Raw genomic sequence first — 17,939 nt, 5'->3', positions numbered from 1 at the left:
GCCTGTTCAGTTTTCCAAGCTAATAATTACAAGATGAGGAACCACCCATGAACGTCAAGATTTCCCACACAGCCAGTGTCCAGAAGTTTCTCGAAGAGGCCAGCGGTTTGCTCAACGACGCTGGCGACCCTCGGGTCAAGGCCCTGGTTTACCGCATCCTGCGTGATTCGGTAAACATCATCGAAGATTTGGCTGTAACGCCGGAAGAGTTCTGGAAAGCGGTCAACTACCTCAACGTGCTGGGTACGCGGCAGGAGGCGGGGCTATTGGTCGCCGGGCTTGGACTTGAGCATTATCTCGACCTGTTGATGGACGCGGAAGACGAGCAGGCTGGCAAATCCGGAGGCACGCCGCGGACCATCGAAGGCCCGCTGTATGTTGCCGGGGCGCCACTGTCGAATGTCGAAGCGCGGTTGGATGATGGTGTCGATCCAGGTGTAACGTTGTTCATGCAGGGCCGGGTGTTCAACACCGCTGGTGAAGCGTTGGCCGGGGCTGTGGTAGATGTCTGGCATGCTAATACTGGCGGCACCTATTCGTATTTCGATACCGCTCAATCGGAATTCAACTTGCGTCGACGCATCGTCACGGACGCCGAGGGTCGTTATCGCTTTCGCAGCATCGTGCCGTCTGGTTACGGCTGCCCACCGGACGGTCCGACCCAGCATTTGCTCGATCAACTGGGCCGTCACGGGCAGCGTCCGGCGCACATTCACTTCTTCATCTCGGCGCCGGATCATCGTCACCTGACCACCCAGATCAACCTCGACGGCGATCAGTACCTGCATGATGATTTCGCCTATGCCACCCGTGATGAGTTGATCGCGAAAATCACTTTCAGCGATGATCAGCAACGCGCCGCGGGGCATGGCGTCAGCGGTCGGTTTGCCGAAATCGAGTTCGACTTCTTCCTCCAGTCGTCCGCCCAGCCGCAAGAGCAGCAGCGTCACGAGCGGGTGCGTGCACTCGAGGACTGATCTCCTCAATCAGGGTACGGGCGGCGCTTCGCGCGAATGCTCAGTCTGCGGCGAGAGTACGGTGGCGGTCTTTCCGCTTGAGATCGCTTGGGTTATCTGTCGGGCAAGCGCCTGCCGCAGGCAACGAACGGCATCGTCTCGTGCTGAGCTGGATGGTTGCCACGACGCGATGAATGGTTGCCCTATTCTGCCCCCATCGAATATCCAGCAGTGAATAAGGGGGGGCTGTCCGGCCTGCTGCACAACGGTTGAAAAGATAAGTTTTCGAAAGTGCTAGAACGATCCGGGTTAAATGCTCGAATTTTGTCGCGGGGAATATGGCAGTTCAAACAGCGTTGAACAAAAAAGTTATGTTTTTGGAGCATATTCAATAGTAGCTGCCAGTCGGATAAGGAACTCCGACTGGCAGCTGCTGAATTGTTGAATTACCGGGTCTATTGCTTTTGCGGATCGAATTGCTTGTCCTTGATGAGCAGGGCCGGAATCACGCCGCAGATGAAGTACGCCGCGCCCATCACGAGAAAGCCCACGCCAATCGAGCCATGGGACGCCAGGAAGCCAATCGTGGCAGGCGCCACTGCGGCCCCCAGACGACCGATGTTGTAAGCGCCACCCACCGCGGAGCCGCGTAGCTTTGCCTCGAAACTTTCGGTCATGTAGGTCGCATTGACGCCATACGGAATGCCGTACAGAAAGCCGAACACGATCAGCATCCACAGGATGTTTTCCTGGCTCTGGAACAGCACGATCACCGGCAGAAATACGGCCGTCCCCAGGGCACCAAAGGCGAACACGGTGCGCCGACCGATACGGTCGGCGGCCATGCCTGCGAGGACTTTGCCGAGGATCATGGCGGTGTAGGTGCCGACCATGTAGCTGGTCATGGACTTGAGGTTCATGCCCAGTTCGCTTTCCAGGTAGGTTGGCATCCAGTTGTTCACGCCGTAGTAGCCGAACTGCAGAAAGCCCGCGGTCAGCGCCCAGCAGATGAACATGCGGCGCGATTGCGGGTCAGCGAAAATCTGTTTGTACATGCTGTCGCGCTTTTGTGCCGAGCCGCTGCGTATTCCAGCGACTGTTTGCTTGGCGCGCTCGGCCTGGGCGTTGATCCAGGCTTGGGGTTCCGGCACGAAACGTTGCATCACCAAGGCAAGAACCACTGGGATGATCGCGATGTAGAACAGCCAGCGCCAACCATGGATGGGCAATATCCAGCCGGCCAGCAAGGTCGCGACGATGTAGCCCACCGACCAACCTGCCTGTAGTGTGCCGAGCACCGTGGTGCGGTAGCGGGTGGGCACGTATTCGGACATCAGGGTGTTGCACGCCACGTACAGCGCGCCGATGCCCAGCGAGGCCAGGAATCGGATCAGCGCAAACTCCCAGTAGCTGTGGGTCAGCCCCAGCACCGCAGTGCCGACGGAGAACAGCAAAATACTCCAGACCACGGTTTTCACCCGACCGAAGCGGTCACAGGCCCAGCCGCCGTAGATACCGCCGATCGCCATCCCGGCCAGGGTAAAACTGCCCAGGCTGCCGGCTTCGACGTTAGTCAGACCGAATTCAGTCTTCAGGCTATTGAGGCTGTAGGACAGCAGCATCAAGTCGGCACCGTCGATCAATAATCCGAGAAAGCAAAAAATGAACACCAGCACCCAAGTGCTGGATTTGGCGTGGGCAGTCGCACTTGCCTGAGCAGCAGCGTCCATGGAGTTACCTTTATTGTATTTATGGGGTGGGACTAGAGTTGAGTGTTGCGCGCTGATCTAGCGTTGAGCGTCGCGGATCATGTTTCGCGCAATGACGATCTGCTGGATCTGGGTGGTGCCCTCGTAGATGCGGAACAGGCGCACATCCCGGTAGAAACGCTCGATCGCGTATTCGCTGACATAGCCGGCACCACCGTGGATCTGCACGCAACGGTCGGCGACGCGGCCGCACATTTCGGTCGAGAACATTTTCGCGCAGGAGGCTTCGGTGCTGACGTTACGGCCGTCGTCGCGCTTGCGTGCAGCATCGAGCACCATGCAGCGGCTGGCGTAGATTTCCGCCTTGCTGTCGGCCAGCATCGCCTGGATCAATTGAAATTCGGCGATGGGCTGGCCGAACTGTTTACGTTCCAGTGCGTAGCGCAGGGCATCATCGAGCATCCGCTCAGCCGCACCGACACTCAATGCCGCGATATGTAGGCGACCCTTGTCGAGGACTTTCATCGCGGTCTTGAAGCCCACGCCTTCGACACCGCCAATCAATTGGCTGGCAGGTACTCGGGCATTTTCGAAGATCACGTCGCAGGTATGGGCGCCTTTGTGGCCCATTTTGTGGTCGGGCTTGCCCAGGGACACGCCCGGTGTGCCGCGCTCGACAATGAATGCGCTGATACCGCCTGCGCCTTTGATGTCAGTGCTGGTGCGCGCCATCACCGTATAGATGCCAGCGTGCGGGGCGTTGGTGATGAAGCGCTTGGTGCCGTTGAGGATGTAACTGTCACCGTCGCGCACGGCGGTGGTTTTGAGCGAGGCGGCATCCGATCCTGCATCGGGCTCGGTCAGGCAGAAGGAACTGAGCAGCTCACCGCTGGCGAGCTTGGGCAGGTAGTGTTGTTTCTGCTCTTCAGTGCCATCGAGCAGAATGCCGATGGAACCGATCCCGTTGTTGGTGCCGATGTAGGAGCGAAACGCCGGGGAGGTGCGCCCCAGCTCGAAGGCGATATTCACCTCTTCCTCCATCGTGACGCCCAGCCCGCCAAACGCTTCCGGCAGTGTCAGGCCAAACAGGCCCATGGCCTGCATCTGCTCGACGATGTCCTGGGGAATCGCGTCGGTCTCAGCCACTTCGTTTTCACGGGGGATCAGCACTTCGCCGACAAACTGACGAAGGGAATCCAACAGCATCTGCAGGGTTTCGGTATCACGGATCATGTGCGCTCCTAACGCTCGCAGGCGAGCGGTTCTTTATTGGGGCGCCGTTACTCCGTTGCGTCAGCGAGCAGCGGCGCCAATGTTGTTCACCATGTTGATCAGGCGAGGCCCGATATCGTCCACGAGCTGTTCGCGGGGCAGTTGGAAGCTCGGCCCGCCGCAGTTGAAGGTCAACAACCCGTACTGCGGGTGCAGCAACGGCACGGCCACGGAGTTAACGTCGCGATGCCACTCACCGATCGACAGGCAGAAGCCGTAGTCGGCGTAATCCCTGAACGCCCGATCCAACCCTTTGCGAATGGTTGGCCACTGTTCCGATTCGCGCTGGCGAATGTGATCGAGCAAAAACTCCCGCTCGGTCTCCGGCATCGCCGCCAGGCACGCACGGCCTACCGAACTTTGTGCCAGCGGCAAGTAACTGCCGATTTGACGGCGCATGGTCATGTTGCCCTGACCCTGAACCACATCCAGGTACACCATCTGCAGGCGATCACGGGATGCCATGGCGACGGCCGCCTGTGCATGATTGGCCAGGTCCTCCATCAACGGATGAGCCACCGTGCGAATCGCCAGGTTCGACAGCATGGCGTAGCCAAAACCCAACACCCCGACATCCAGCTGGTACTTGCCCGAATGCACTTCGCGTTTAAGGCAGCCCAGGCGCATCAGCGTATTGGTCAGCCGCGTCACGGTCGGTTTGGGCAGGCCGGTCATGCGCGCCAGGTCCTGATTGCCCAGCACGTTGTCGCGCGGGGTGAAACACCTCATCAGTTCCAGCCCGCGCGCCAATGCCGTTACAAACTGGCCACTGTTTTCTTCGTCGCTCAATGCGCTGGCGGGATCGAGCATGCCCATCTTCAGTAACCCGATTTCATCCGCTCCCTTTGCCGTGTCAGCGGCCTGCCGATCTGCCTTGATGCGAGCCATGGTAGAACCTCACTTTGAAAAAATGCAAGAAAATAAAACGCAGTTTCGCCTGGCGAAATTATATTCGTTGTTTCTTTAAAAACCAACGGGTTTGTTTTGTTGACTTAAAACCAAGCAATTATTGGGGTTAAACAGATTTTTTGCTTTTTATGTTTACAGGATTTTGTAAGCGTCCTTATGATTAAGCGTAATTACGGTATTCAGTTTCGCCTGGCGAAACAATAATAAGAGGTCGCTATGAACTCCCATCCAGAACCGGTCGTGCATGTCCAGATAAGAGAGGATGCCGTCGCGGTCGTCCGCATCGAGCGGCCCGAGGTCAAGAACGCGCTGAACAGCGCCGTGCGCGAACAACTGGCTGACAGCTTTCGCCTGTTGTCTGCCGATGAGCGCGTGCGCTCGATCGTGCTCACCGGCGGCGAGCACTGCTTCGTCGCGGGGGCCGACATCCGCGAGTTCGCCCAGGCCAGCCCGATCGAGATGTATCGCCGTCACACGGAATACCTGTGGGACGCCATCGCGCGTTGCCCCAAACCGGTGATCGCCGCAGTGAATGGTTTTGCCCTGGGCGGCGGCTGCGAGCTAGCGATGCACTGCGACATCATCGTCGCGGGGCAATCGGCGCGATTCGGCCAGCCGGAGGTCAAGCTGGGCCTGATGCCGGGCGCCGGGGGCACGCAGCGCCTGATCCGCGCCGTCGGTAAGTTCCAGGCCATGCGCATTGCCCTGACCGGCTGCCTGGTGCCGGCGCCCGAGGCGCTGGCCATGGGCATGGTCAGCGAGGTGGTGAGTGATGAACGCACGCTGCCTCGGGCGCTTGAACTGGCCGCGCAAATCGCTGCGTTGCCACCGCTGGCGGTCGCGCAGATCAAGGAAGTGATGCTGCTCGGTGCCGACTTACCCCTGGACAGTGCGCTGGCATTGGAGCGCAAGGCGTTTCAGTTGCTGTTCGACTCCCGGGATCAGAAAGAGGGCGCCAGTGCCTTTCTTGAAAAACGCAAAGCCAGCTTCTTGGGGGAATGACCCATGACACGTGAAATCAAGCGCATGGCGGTGGTGGGCGCCGGCATCATGGGCACCGGCATCGCCCAGATTGCTGCCCAGGCCGGCATCGAGGTCGTGCTGTTCGACAACCGCGAAGGCGCCGCCGAGGCGGCCCGCGAAAACCTGCGCCAAACCCTGGACAAGCTGGTGAGCAAGGGCAAGATCGCCGACGGCGATGCCCTGGCAACGCTTGAGCGTCTGCGGGTCGCGACGGCGCTGACTGACCTCAGTGACGTTGACCTGGTAGTGGAAGCGATTATCGAGCGCCTGGATGCCAAGCAGGCGTTGCTTGCACAACTTGAAGCCGTCGTGCGCGACGACTGCATCCTGGCGACCAACACCTCATCGCTGTCGGTGACCAGCATCGCCCGTGAATGTCGGCACCCTGAGCGGGTGGCGGGGTTCCACTTCTTCAACCCGGTGCCGCTGATGAAAGTGGTGGAGGTCATCGATGGCCTGGCCAGCGATCCGCGTGTCGGCGATACCTTGCAGGCATTGGCCGCGCGCATGGGGCATCGTGGGATTCGGGCCAAGGACACCCCCGGTTTCATCATCAACCATGCCGGGCGCGCCTACAGCACCGAAGCGTTGCAGATCCTCAAGGAGGGCGTCACGGACGCGGCGGAAGTGGATCGCATCTTGCGCGAAGGCTTGGGGTTTCGCATGGGACCGCTGGAGTTGTTCGACCTCACGGCGCTGGACGTTTCCCATCCGGTGATCGAATCCATCTACAACCAGTTCTACCAGGAACCGCGTTACCGACCGGCCGCGCTGACCCGCCAGATGCTGGAAGCCGGTTACGTCGGACGCAAGGTCGGGCGCGGCTTCTATCGCTATGCCAACGGCCAGATGATTGATGCCCCCCAAGCCCAGGCGGTACCGGTGGTTGAAGCGTTGCCGCCGGTGTGGCTGGGCACCGAGAGCGATGCTGACCGCGCCAGCCTTGGCGCGATGCTGGAACGACTGGGCGCGCAAGTGGAGCAGGGCGCTGCACCCTCGGATGCAGCCTTGTGCCTGCTGGCGCCCTATGGGTTGGACGCGACCAGCGCAGCGCAACGGTTCGCCACCGACCCGACGCGCACGGTCTGCATCGACCCGCTGCTCGACTGCACACGCTACCGCACGCTGATGCTGACACCGGCAACCCGCGTCGACATGTGCAATGCCGCACACGCGCTGCTGGCCCGCGATGGCGTGGGCGTCAGCGTGATCAACGACAGCGTCGGCTTTGTCGCCCAGCGGGTGTTGGCGATGATCGTCAACCTGGCGGGCGATATCGTGCAACAGCGCATTGCCAGTGTCGACGACCTGGACGAAGGCGTGCGCCGCGGGCTGGGCTACCCGCAGGGGCCATTGGCCTGGGGGGACAGCGTCGGCGCCCAACGCTTGCTGACCATCCTGGAACGCATGACGGCACTGACCGGGGACCCGCGCTACCGGCCCGGGCCTTGGCTGCGCCGTCGCGCGACGCTGGGCCTGTCGTTGTGCCACCCCGAACCAACCCTGAAACCTTGACACTTAGGAAACTGCCATGCTCGATGCTTATATTTTTGCGGGGTTGCGCACACCCTTCGGCCGCCACGGCGGCGCACTGGCGCCTGTGCGGCCTGACGATCTTGCAGCCCATGTGATCCGCGAACTGCTGGCCCGCTATGCGATCCCCGGCGACGCCATCGAAGACGTGATCCTCGGCAATACCAACCAGGCCGGCGAAGACAGCCGCAACATCGCGCGCCATGCCGCACTGTTCGCCGGTTTGCCGGTGACGGTGCCGGGGCAGACGGTCAATCGGTTGTGTGCCAGTGGACTGGCCGCCGTGATCGATGCCGCCCGCGCCGTCACCTGTAACGAAGGCGAACTGTTCGTGGCCGGCGGGGTGGAGAGCATGTCGCGGGCGCCGTTCGTCATGGCCAAGGCCGAGAGCGCCTACAGCCGCGATTTTACGATGTACGACAGCACCATCGGCGCACGCTTTCCCAACCCCAGGATCGTCGCCGAATTCGGTAACGACAGCATGCCGCAGACCGGTGACAACGTGGCCCAGGAGTACGGCATCGAGCGCACCCAGGCCGATGGGTTCGCCGCACGCTCCCAGGCCCTTTACGAAGCCGCACGCCAGCGCGGTTTCTTCAACGACGAAATCCTCGCCGTCAGTGTGCCCACCGGCCGCAAGACGCCGCCCAACCTCGTGGAGCAGGACGAACACCCGCGCCCGCAATCCGACCTGGCCGCGCTGACGCGCCTGCGTCCGTTGCACGAAGGCGGTATCGTCACCGCCGGCAATGCCTCCGGGGTCAACGACGGCGCCGCCGCGCTGCTGATCGGCACCGTCGCCGCCGGTGAGCGTCACGGGTTGGTGCCCATGGCACGCATCCTGTCGAGTGCCGCAGCGGGTGTCGCGCCGCGCATCATGGGCATCGGCCCGGTGGAGGCGATCAACAAAGCCCTGGCCCGTGCCGGGCTGACGCTGGCCGACATGGATATCATCGAAATCAACGAAGCCTTCGCCAGCCAGGTACTGGGCTGCCTCAAGGGGCTGGGCCTGGCGTTGGACGACCCACGGGTCAACCCCAACGGCGGCGCGATTGCGCTCGGTCATCCCTTGGGCGCCTCGGGTGCGCGCTTGGCGCTGAGCACCGCACGGGCGTTGCAGGAGAGTGGCAAACGCTATGCGGTGGTCAGTCTGTGCATCGGTGTCGGCCAAGGGCTGGCGATGGTTATCGAGCGTGTGTAAACGCGCTCCAGCAGAGGTGAAATGACATGGGTGCTTTGACTGGATACCGCGTGCTCGACTTGAGCCGTGTGCTTGCCGGCCCCTGGTGCGGGCAAACCCTGGCCGACCTGGGCGCCGAAGTGATCAAGGTCGAACGGCCGGGCGTGGGCGACGACACCCGTGGCTGGGGCCCGCCGTGGATGAAAGGCCAGAACGATGAGCGCACCTCGGAAGCCTCTTATTATCAGTCGACCAATCGCGGCAAGTTATCGGTGGCCCTGAACCTGGCCAGCCCGCAAGGGCAGGAGCTGGTGCGGGCGTTGGCGACCGATTGCGATGTGCTGATCGAAAACTACAAGGCCGGTTCCCTGGCCAAGTACGGCCTGGATTACGCCTCGCTGGCGCAACTGAATCCGCGCCTGGTGTACTGCTCGGTCACCGGCTTCGGGCAGACCGGGCCGCGTGCGGCGGAACCGGGCTACGACTTTATCGTGCAGGGCATCGGCGGGCTGATGAGCATCACCGGCGAGCGCGATGACCTGCCCGGCGGCGGGCCGCAAAAGGTCGGCGTGGCGTTTTCCGATTTGATGACTGGGCTTTATTCGACGGTCGCGATCCAGGCGGCATTGCTCAGCCGCGAAAAAACCGGCCTGGGCCAGCACATCGACATGGCGCTGCTGGATGTGCAGGTTGCCACCTTGTGCAACCAGAGCCAGAACTACCTGGCCTCGGGCAAGGCCCCTGGCCGTTACGGCAACGCCCACGCCAACATCGTGCCGTACCAGGTGTTCCGCGCCAGCGACCAGGACTTCATTATCGCCTGCGGCAACGACTCGCAATTCGTCGCACTGTGCGAGGCCATCGGCCTGGCGCACCTGCCCGAAGACCCGCGCTTCACGCGTAACGCCGAGCGCGTGGCCAATCGCGAGGCGATTATCGAGATTCTGTCGGCGCACTTCCTTCAGGGGCGTGCCGAGGAGTGGATTGATCGCGTGCATCCCCGGGGTGTGCCGATCGGCGCGATCAACAGCATCGCCCAGGCTCTGGATGAACCCCAGGTCAAGGCGCGCAATATGCTGGTGACGATTCCCCATCCGCTGAAACCGGACTTTGTCACCGTCGGCAGCCCGATCAAACTGTCCGGCACGCCGGTGGAATACCTGCGCCCGGCGCCGATGCTCGGTGAGCATACGGATGAAGTGCTCAAGCGTCGGTTGGGGTTGGATGACGAGCGTCTGGCGCAGTTGAAAGCCAGCGGTGTCATTGAGCAACTGGGCGAGCGCTGATCTGCTTTTTCCGGTACTTCGCTGCCGGGGTGAGTCATTTTTTTTGTAATGGAGTGCTCCATGAAAGTCCTCGTAGCCATCAAGCGGGTGGTCGACTACAACGTCAAGGTTCGGGTCAAAGCGGACCAGTCCGGCGTCGACCTTGCTAACGTCAAAATGTCGATGAATCCCTTCTGCGAAATCGCCGTGGAAGAAGCTGTACGCCTGAAAGAGAAAGGCGTGGTGACTGAAATCGTCGTGGTTTCCATCGGCCCGACCACTGCTCAAGAGCAGTTGCGTACCGCCCTGGCACTGGGCGCTGATCGCGCCATCCTGGTTGAGTCGGCTGAAGAGCTGACCTCCCTGGCCGTTGCCAAGTTGCTCAAAGCCGTTGTCGACAAGGAACAGCCATCGCTGGTGATCCTCGGCAAACAGGCCATCGACAGCGACAACAACCAGACTGGCCAGATGCTGGCTGCACTGACCGGTTACGGCCAGGGCACCTTCGCCTCGAAAGTCGAAGTGAGCGGCGACAGCGTTGCCGTGACCCGCGAAATCGACGGCGGCGCGCAAACAGTTTCGCTGAAACTGCCGGCCATCATCACCACCGACCTGCGTTTGAACGAGCCGCGCTACGCGTCTCTGCCAAATATCATGAAAGCCAAGAAGAAGCCTCTCGAAGTAGTGACTGCGGACGCTTTGGGCGTTTCCACCGCCTCTACCAACAAGACCGTCAAAGTCGAAGCGCCGGCTGCACGCAGCGCGGGCATCAAGGTCAAGTCGGTGGCTGAACTGGTCGAGAAACTGAAAAACGAAGCGAAGGTGCTTTGAATTGGGGAGCCGAATCATGACTATCTTGGTAATCGCAGAACACGACAACAAGGTACTGGCTCCGGCCACCCTGAACACCGTGGCTGCCGCTGCGAAAATCGGTGGCGACATCCACGTGCTGGTTGCCGGTCAGGGCGCTGGCGCCGTGGCTGAAGCCGCGGCGAAAATCGCCGGCGTGAGCAAAGTACTGCTGGCCGACAACGCCGCTTATGCTCACCAGTTGCCGGAAAACGTCGCGCCTCTGGTAGCTGCTCTTTGTTTAGAGGCGGGTGGTGCTGGCTACAGCCACATCCTGGCCGCCGCTACCTCCAACGGCAAAAACATCCTGCCGCGCGTTGCCGCGCAACTGGACGTTGACCAGATCTCCGAGATCATCTCGGTCGAAAGCGCTGACACCTTCAAGCGCCCGATCTACGCCGGTAACGCCATTGCCACCGTGCAATCGAGCGCTGCGGTCAAGGTCATCACCGTGCGTGCCACCGGTTTCGACCCGGTTGCCGCCGAAGGTGGTTCGGCTGCCGTTGAAGCCGTCTCCGCTGCCCACGACGCTGGCCTTTCCAGCTTTGTTGGCGAAGAGCTGGCCAAGTCGGATCGTCCTGAGCTGACCGCTGCCAAGATCGTCGTTTCGGGCGGGCGTGGCATGCAGAACGGTGACAACTTCAAGCACCTGTACGCCCTGGCCGACAAGCTGGGCGCTGCGGTCGGCGCTTCCCGCGCGGCCGTCGACGCAGGTTTCGTGCCCAACGACATGCAGGTCGGCCAGACCGGCAAGATCGTTGCGCCACAGCTGTACATCGCGGTCGGTATTTCCGGTGCGATCCAGCATTTGGCCGGCATGAAAGACTCCAAGGTGATCGTGGCGATCAACAAGGACGAAGAAGCACCGATCTTCCAGGTGGCTGATTACGGCCTGGTGGCGGACTTGTTCGAAGCCGTACCGGCGCTGCAACAGGCGCTGTAATAACCAGTCGGCAGGCGGGCGAAGAGCGCGCCTGCCGCAGGTTCAGTTGTACGAACCCTTGCCTGGCATTTTGATGCCGTGCAAGTTGACCTTGCGGTACAGCGTTGCACGGGAGATCCCCAGTTCTTGGGCGGCCAAAAGGGGTTTCCATCGATTGCGCACAAGCGTGTCGATCAAAGCCTGGCGCTCCGGGCTGCCGCTGACGGTCTCCTGGCCCTTTACCGGCGCGCTCGCGCCGAGCGTCACCGGCAGATCATCCACCCCGATCACCTGGCCTTTACACACGGCGCACGCGTAACGCAGTACGTGGTGCAGTTGCCGCATGTTGCCGGGCCAGCTGTAGTTCAAGAGCATTTCCAGTGCAGCTTCGCTCAGTTCAAGGCGTTCGCCTGAGCGCTGGCATTCGTCGCCCAACAGTTTGTTGATCAACGCCAGTTTGTCTTTGCGTTCGCGTAGCGGCGGTATATCAAAGCGTGCGCCGCTCAGGCGGAAAAACAGGTCTTCACGAAAGCTGCCGGTTTCAACCAGCGTGGCGATATCGCGGTGGCTGGCGCAAATCACCTGAATATCGATGGACTGGGTGCGAGCTCCGCCCAAGGGGGCCACTTCACCCTCGCTGAGCACCCGCAATAGGCGGGTTTGCAGGGGCAGGGGCATATCGCCGATCTCATCGAGAAACAAGGTGCCGCCATCGGCTTGTTGCAACAAGCCACGCATGCCTTTGGTTGAGGCGCCGGTAAAGGCACCTGCGGCATAACCGAACAGTTCACTCTCGATCAGACTCTCGGGAATCGCCGCGCAGTTCACCGCAACAAAGGGTTTGTCACGGCGCTTGCTGGCAGCATGGAGTTGCAATGCAAAGTGTTCCTTGCCTGCACCGGTTTCACCATGGATCAACACTGGCAGGCCACGATCCTTGACCCGTACCGCCAGCTCCAACGCCTGCGCAACCTTGGGGTCGAGCGCTGACGCCGGATGGCTGACCACGGGGGCGCTGATGGGCCGGCGAGGCATCTTGAGGCGCACATGCAGCCCCATCGACGGCAAATAGTGGAGGCTGTCATCCCCGGCGGCGGGCAGTTGCGCTGAGGCGAAGGCTTCGTCGATATGCGCGGGGATCCGGCCACAGCGCTGCAACAGCAGGCGCCGCGCGGCAGGGTTGAGCGCTTCAATCCGACCATCACGGTCCCAGGCGAACAGGCATTGAGGCTGGCTGTCGACATAACCTGGCAGGGGGTGAGCACGTAACACCCATAGATCTTGGGTGCTGTACATGAAGTAGGCATTTTCGAGGTCCGTGGCGCTTTGAATGACCATTTGCCGAATCAAATACTGGCTGCGCCGGTCATCCGGAGCACGAACCGAAGAGACGTCCAATACCGCCAGGATCTCTCCGCGGGGTGAAAATATCGGCGCCGCAGAGCAGGTGTTGCCGATGAACGCCGCACGGAAGTGATCCAGCTTGTGCACGGTGACCGGCAGTTTGTCGATCAACACCGCGCTGACAGCTGTCGTACCTTCTTCCTTTTCCGACCAGCAAGTGCCGACGTCCATGCCGGAACGGCGGTACTCGCCGCGCAGGGCTGACTCGATCCGGTAGTCGACGGTACAGCCCAGCGTATCGGTGAGCATCACACAGTAATCGGCGTCTCTTACGCGGCTGTGCAACCGTGACATTTCGTCACCTGCCAGGTGCAGGAAGTCGTCGACACGCTGGCGGTGTTCATGGATTTGGTGGGCCTCAAGAACCCTCGGGCCCTGTAATGAACCCGGGTCGAGCTTGTAGTGCTGTACCGAGCGTCGCCAGGAATCGAGGATGGCATTGGGCACCGGCAGGGTCGGTGCATGTTGGGCAGTGCGCAATACGCGACTCACGTGTTCCACATGAGTCTTCGAAAAACCAGAGGACATGGTACCTCCGAAGGTTGGATCTTATTTTTCTGTTGATGGCCATTAAAGGCGGCTTGGCCGATCCCTTCAAGCTGAATCCGTCAGCCGGTGCCGGTGAGACATAACCGCTCAGTATTCGCAGCGTCCCACGCAAGGTACGAGCGGTTATGTCTTGCGCAGGCATTGACGCGGGGTACGTTAATTAAGCTGACGATCCCTCTATTCCGGCCTTTACAGCCAAGTATTACGGTATTGGCATTCGCCTTGCTCTGTCAGTCTCAGCAGGCCGCGTCGAACGGTCGCAACTCAACAAAAATAATGACAGAGGCAGTACATGAGCGAATTCAATGCTGTGAATTTCTCCCTGAACGGCAAGGTTGCCCTGGTGACGGGTGCCGGTCGTGGTATTGGCCAGGGCATTGCGCTGAGCCTGGCCCAGGCAGGCGCAGACCTGGTGCTTGCTGATTATGACTTGGGCATCGCCGAAGAGGCCGCCGCCCTGGTACGGGCCTTGGGTCGTCGGGCGGTAGCCCTGCAAGTTGACGTCAGCAAGCCCGAGAGCGTCGTCAGCCTGATCGAGCAAGTTCGGGCAGAATTTGGTCGCCTGGATGTGGCTGTCAACAACGCAGGTGTAGTCAGCCTTGGCCGCGTTGACGAGCTGGCGGTCAGCGAGTGGGACCGCATCATGAACATCAACGCCCGTGGCGTATTCCTCTGCTGCCAGGCCGAGCTCAAGTTGATGCGCGAGCACAACTTCGGCCGCATCATCAACCTGGCGTCGATTGCCGGCAAAGTCGGCTTCCCGGACCTGTCCCACTACAGCGCCTCCAAGTTTGCAGTGATTGGATTTACCAACGCCTTCGCCAAAGAGGTCGCCCGCGAGGGCATCACTGTCAACGCCCTTTGTCCGGGTGTGGTCGGCACCGGCATGTGGCGCGGTGACGAAGGGCTTTCCGCACGCTGGGCCCAGCCTGGCGAAACCGAAGTGCAGTCCTGGGAACGGCACCAGTCCAGCCTGCTGCCCCAAGGCGAAGCGCAAACCGTGGAAGACATGGGCCAACTTGCGGTTTACCTCGCCTGCGCGCCCCACGTGACCGGGCAGGCGATCGCCGTTGATGGCGGCTTCTCGCTTTAGTTGAACCCCGCTTACTTATTGAGTTTACGTCCCCTGAAACCTTGATTCGGGGGAACGGATACGGCTTGCCTGCAGCTTTGTTCAAGCCGCAGGCGCACTGATCGAAACAGGAGAACATAATGACAACTACAGTTCTGGCCAAACGTTCGGTTGGCACCGACATCATCCACTACGACGCCATTGTGATTGGTGCAGGCTTCGGCGGCATTTACATGCTCAAGAAGTTGCGCGATGAACTGGGCCTGAAGGTGCGTGCCTTCGACAAGGCCGGCGGTATCGGCGGCACCTGGTTCTGGAACCGCTACCCTGGCGCGTTATCCGACAGTGAATCGTTTGTGTACTGCTTCTCCTGGGATCGCGAGCTGTGCCAGGAGTGGGATATCACCACGCGCTACCTGACCCAGCCGCAGATTCTGTCCTACCTCAATCACGCGGTTGATCGCCATGACCTGCGTCGTGATATCCAACTGGAAACCGGCATCACCGCTGCGGTGTTCGATGAGCACAGCAGTCGCTGGCTGGTCACCGCCGATGACGGCCATCAATACAGCGCCAAGTACCTGGTGACGGCACTGGGCCTGCTGTCGGCGACGAACGTGCCGAAGATCAACGGCCTGGACCAATTCAAGGGGCACATGTACCACACCGCCAACTGGCCGGCCGATGCCGTGCTCGAAGGCAAGCGGGTGGGCGTGATCGGTACTGGGTCCACGGGCTGCCAAGTCATTACCGCGATCGCGCCGACTGTCGGTCACCTCACGGTGTTCCAGCGTTCCGCGCAATACACCGTGCCGGTAGGCAACGGCCCGGTCAGCCGTGAATACGTCGACGACATCAAGCGCAACTACGATGCGATCTGGAAGGAAGTGCGTTCCTCGCGGCTGGCGTTCGGCTTCCCGGAGAGCGACATCCCCACCATGAGCGTGGGCGCCGCCGAACGCAAAGCCATCTTCCAGCGCGCCTGGGAGGGTGGCGGCGGTTTCCGCTACATGTTCCAGACCTTCAACGACATTGCCACCAGCGAAGAAGCCAACATCGAAGCCCAGAACTTCGTGCGCGAGAAAATCGCTGAAATCGTCCAGGACCCTGAAACTGCCCGCAAGTTGATGCCGCGCGATCTCTACGCCAAGCGTCCGCTGTGCGACAGCGGCTACTACGCCACCTTCAATCGCCCCAATGTGTCGCTGGTGGACGTCAAGGCCAACCCGATTGAAGAAATCACCGCCAAGGGCATTCGCACGGCGGACGGGGTCGAGCACGAGTTGGATGTACTGGTGTTCGCCACCGGTTTCGATGCCGTGGACGGCAATTACAAGCGCATCGACATTCGCGGGCGCGACAACGTCTCGATGAAGGATCACTGGGCTGACGGCCCGTCGAGCTACCTGTCGGTCGCCACCGCCAAGTTCCCCAATATGTTCATGATCCTGGGCCCCAACGGTCCGTTTACCAACCTTCCACCGACCATTGAAACCGAAGTGGAGTGGGTGTCCGACCTGATTGGTTTCATGGAGCAGAACGAGTTGGCCTGCGTGGAGCCCTCTGCGCAAAGCGAGCAGGAATGGGGAGTTATCTGCCAGGACATCGCTGACCAGACGCTGTTCGCCAAGACCGACTCGTGGATCTTCGGCGCGAACATCCCGGGCAAAAGCAACAAGGTGTACTTCTACATGGGTGGCCTGGGCGCGTTCAGCGAACAGCTGGCGGCGGTCAAGCACGACGACTACCTGGGCTTCAAGTTCAAGGCCGTGAGTGTCGAAGGCGCGCAACCGCGTCGTGTAACGGAGAATCAGCAATGACGTTGAACAACCCCCAGCTCTTGCGCCATCAGGCCTTTATCGACGGCGTGTGGCTGGCTGCCGACAACGAGGCCACGATCACCGTGGTCAACCCGTCGACCGGTGTGACCATCGGCCAAGTCCCGCGCATGGGCCAGGCGGAAACCCGCCGGGCCATCGAGGCCGCCGAGCGTGCGTTGCCGGCCTGGCGCGAACTCTCGGCCAAGGCCCGTGCCAATGCCTTGCGCCGCTGGTACGACCTGATCATCGAACACCAGCACGACCTGGCCCATATCATGACCCTGGAGCAGGGCAAGCCGTTGCCGGAAGCCTTGGGCGAAATCGTTTTTGGTGCGTCGTACATTGAGTGGTACGCGGAGGAGGCCAAGCGCGTCTATGGCGACCTGATCCCCGGCGCGACCGACAAACGCCTGTTGGTGATCAAACAACCGGTGGGCGTGTGCGCCGCCATTACGCCGTGGAACTTCCCCAGCGCGATGATTACCCGCAAAGCCGGGCCGGCCCTGGCCGCCGGCTGCACGATGGTGATCAAGCCGGCCTCGCAGACGCCGTTCTCGGCCTTGGCCTTGGTCTACCTGGCCGAGTTGGCGGGCATTCCCAAGGGCGTGCTGTCGGTGGTTACCGGCGCCGCAGCGGAGATCGCCGAAGAGCTGACCAGCAACCCGGTGGTGCGCAAGATTTCCTTTACCGGCTCCACCGAGATCGGCCGCCAGATCATGGAGAAATGCGCCCACGACATCAAAAAGGTCTCCTTGGAGCTGGGCGGCAACGCGCCGTTTATCGTGTTCGAGGATGCCGATCTCGATGCCGCCGTGGACGGTGCGCTGGCCTCCAAATTCCGCAACGCCGGGCAAACCTGCGTGTGTGCCAACCGCCTGTACGTGCATGACAAGGTGTATGACGCGTTCGTCGACAAGCTGACCTCGGCGGTCGCGGCCCTGAAGGTCGGTGATGGTTTTACCGACGGCGTGACCCTCGGGCCGCTGATCGACGGCAAGGCCGTGGCCAAGGTGCGCGAGCATATCGAGGATGCGCTGGCCAAGGGCGCCAAGGTTGTCCAGGGCGGCGGCGCGCATGCTCAGGGCGAGAACTTCTTCGAGCCCACCATCTTGGTGAACGTGCCAGACAACGCGCGGGTGGCCAAGGAAGAAACCTTCGGCCCGCTGGCGCCGGTGTTCCGCTTTTTTGATGACGCCGAAGTCATCAAAAAAGCCAACGACACCGAGTTCGGCCTGGCGGCGTATTTCTATACCGCCAACCTGAGTCGCGTGTTTCGGGTGGGCGAGGCGCTGGAGTACGGCATCGTCGGGGTCAACACCGGAATCATCAGCTCCGAGGCCGCGCCGTTCGGTGGGGTCAAGGCCTCGGGCGTCGGTCGTGAGGGTTCCAAGTACGGCCTTGAGGATTACCTGGAGATCAAATACCTGTGCCTGGCCGGCATTTGAGCTGATCCGTCGCTGTCCGTTTTTTGCTTGA

Annotated in this window: 14 protein-coding genes; 10 read left to right on the top strand and 4 right to left on the bottom strand. The window is 61.2% G+C overall.

Annotation, left to right across the window (positions count from 1 at the left end):
- Positions 1 to 47 precede the first annotated feature (47 nt).
- Positions 48 to 977, top strand: coding sequence for a catechol 1,2-dioxygenase (catA, locus tag J2Y83_RS18320; protein WP_253397313.1), 930 nt, complete (start codon positions 48 to 50; stop codon positions 975 to 977).
- Between the two features lie 434 nt (positions 978 to 1,411).
- Here the strand turns inward: catA and J2Y83_RS18315 are convergent, their stop codons facing one another.
- From J2Y83_RS18315 to J2Y83_RS18305, 3 genes are read right to left on the bottom strand one after another with little or no spacing between them, the layout of a single operon-like run.
- Positions 1,412 to 2,686, bottom strand: a complete 1,275-nt coding sequence (locus J2Y83_RS18315) for an MFS transporter (protein WP_253397311.1) — start codon at positions 2,684 to 2,686, stop codon at positions 1,412 to 1,414.
- Positions 2,687 to 2,743: 57 nt separating this feature from the next.
- Positions 2,744 to 3,898 (bottom strand): acyl-CoA dehydrogenase family protein, encoded by a 1,155-nt coding sequence (locus J2Y83_RS18310; protein ID WP_058822687.1) that lies wholly within the window; start codon positions 3,896 to 3,898, stop codon positions 2,744 to 2,746.
- A gap of 60 nt (positions 3,899 to 3,958) precedes the next feature.
- On the bottom strand, positions 3,959 to 4,825 hold the full coding sequence (locus tag J2Y83_RS18305; protein ID WP_253397309.1) for an IclR family transcriptional regulator: 867 nt from the start codon (positions 4,823 to 4,825) through the stop codon (positions 3,959 to 3,961).
- Between the two features lie 237 nt (positions 4,826 to 5,062).
- On the opposite strand from J2Y83_RS18305, the gene J2Y83_RS18300 reads away from it, so the two are divergent.
- Genes J2Y83_RS18300 through J2Y83_RS18275 form a run of 6 tightly spaced genes read left to right on the top strand, consistent with a single transcriptional unit; the run spans position 5,063 to position 11,639 of the window.
- Entirely contained in the window at positions 5,063 to 5,848 is a 786-nt protein-coding gene (locus tag J2Y83_RS18300) for an enoyl-CoA hydratase (RefSeq protein WP_058822689.1), read from the top strand.
- A gap of 3 nt (positions 5,849 to 5,851) precedes the next feature.
- Entirely contained in the window at positions 5,852 to 7,384 is a 1,533-nt protein-coding gene (locus J2Y83_RS18295; RefSeq protein ID WP_253397307.1) for a 3-hydroxyacyl-CoA dehydrogenase, read from the top strand.
- 16 nt (positions 7,385 to 7,400) lie between these two features.
- Positions 7,401 to 8,603, top strand: a complete 1,203-nt coding sequence (locus tag J2Y83_RS18290; RefSeq protein ID WP_253397305.1) for a 3-oxoadipyl-CoA thiolase — start codon at positions 7,401 to 7,403, stop codon at positions 8,601 to 8,603.
- 26 nt (positions 8,604 to 8,629) lie between these two features.
- Positions 8,630 to 9,868, top strand: coding sequence for a CaiB/BaiF CoA transferase family protein (locus J2Y83_RS18285; RefSeq protein WP_253397303.1), 1,239 nt, complete (start codon positions 8,630 to 8,632; stop codon positions 9,866 to 9,868).
- Positions 9,869 to 9,928: 60 nt separating this feature from the next.
- A complete protein-coding gene (locus J2Y83_RS18280; protein ID WP_253397301.1) occupies positions 9,929 to 10,678 on the top strand; it encodes an electron transfer flavoprotein subunit beta/FixA family protein in 750 nt (249 codons plus the stop codon).
- A 16-nt stretch (positions 10,679 to 10,694) separates the two neighbouring features.
- Entirely contained in the window at positions 10,695 to 11,639 is a 945-nt protein-coding gene (locus tag J2Y83_RS18275; RefSeq protein WP_253397299.1) for an electron transfer flavoprotein subunit alpha/FixB family protein, read from the top strand.
- Between the two features lie 42 nt (positions 11,640 to 11,681).
- On the opposite strand, the gene J2Y83_RS18270 is transcribed toward J2Y83_RS18275, so the two are convergent.
- On the bottom strand, positions 11,682 to 13,550 hold the full coding sequence (locus J2Y83_RS18270; RefSeq protein WP_253397297.1) for a sigma-54-dependent Fis family transcriptional regulator: 1,869 nt from the start codon (positions 13,548 to 13,550) through the stop codon (positions 11,682 to 11,684).
- A 313-nt stretch (positions 13,551 to 13,863) separates the two neighbouring features.
- Between J2Y83_RS18270 and J2Y83_RS18265 the strand changes: the two genes are divergently transcribed.
- From J2Y83_RS18265 to gabD, 3 genes are all read left to right on the top strand, one after another.
- The gene (locus J2Y83_RS18265; RefSeq protein ID WP_058822696.1) at positions 13,864 to 14,664 is read left to right on the top strand and encodes an SDR family NAD(P)-dependent oxidoreductase; all 801 of its coding nucleotides are present in this window, start codon (positions 13,864 to 13,866) and stop codon (positions 14,662 to 14,664) included.
- 119 nt (positions 14,665 to 14,783) lie between these two features.
- Positions 14,784 to 16,463: a flavin-containing monooxygenase gene (locus J2Y83_RS18260; RefSeq protein ID WP_253397295.1), complete on the top strand. Its 1,680-nt coding sequence runs from the start codon at positions 14,784 to 14,786 to the stop codon at positions 16,461 to 16,463.
- On the top strand, positions 16,460 to 17,908 hold the full coding sequence (gabD, locus tag J2Y83_RS18255) for an NADP-dependent succinate-semialdehyde dehydrogenase (protein WP_253397293.1): 1,449 nt from the start codon (positions 16,460 to 16,462) through the stop codon (positions 17,906 to 17,908). Before J2Y83_RS18260 ends, gabD begins: the two co-directional genes overlap by 4 nt.
- The last annotated feature ends 31 nt before the right edge of the window (positions 17,909 to 17,939 follow it).

The organism is Pseudomonas marginalis, from assembly GCF_024169655.1.
Taxonomy (GTDB): Bacteria; Pseudomonadota; Gammaproteobacteria; order Pseudomonadales; family Pseudomonadaceae; genus Aquipseudomonas; species Aquipseudomonas paraveronii.
Note: the sequence above shows the minus strand (reverse complement) of the source record. Positions and strands in the feature narration are given on the sequence as shown.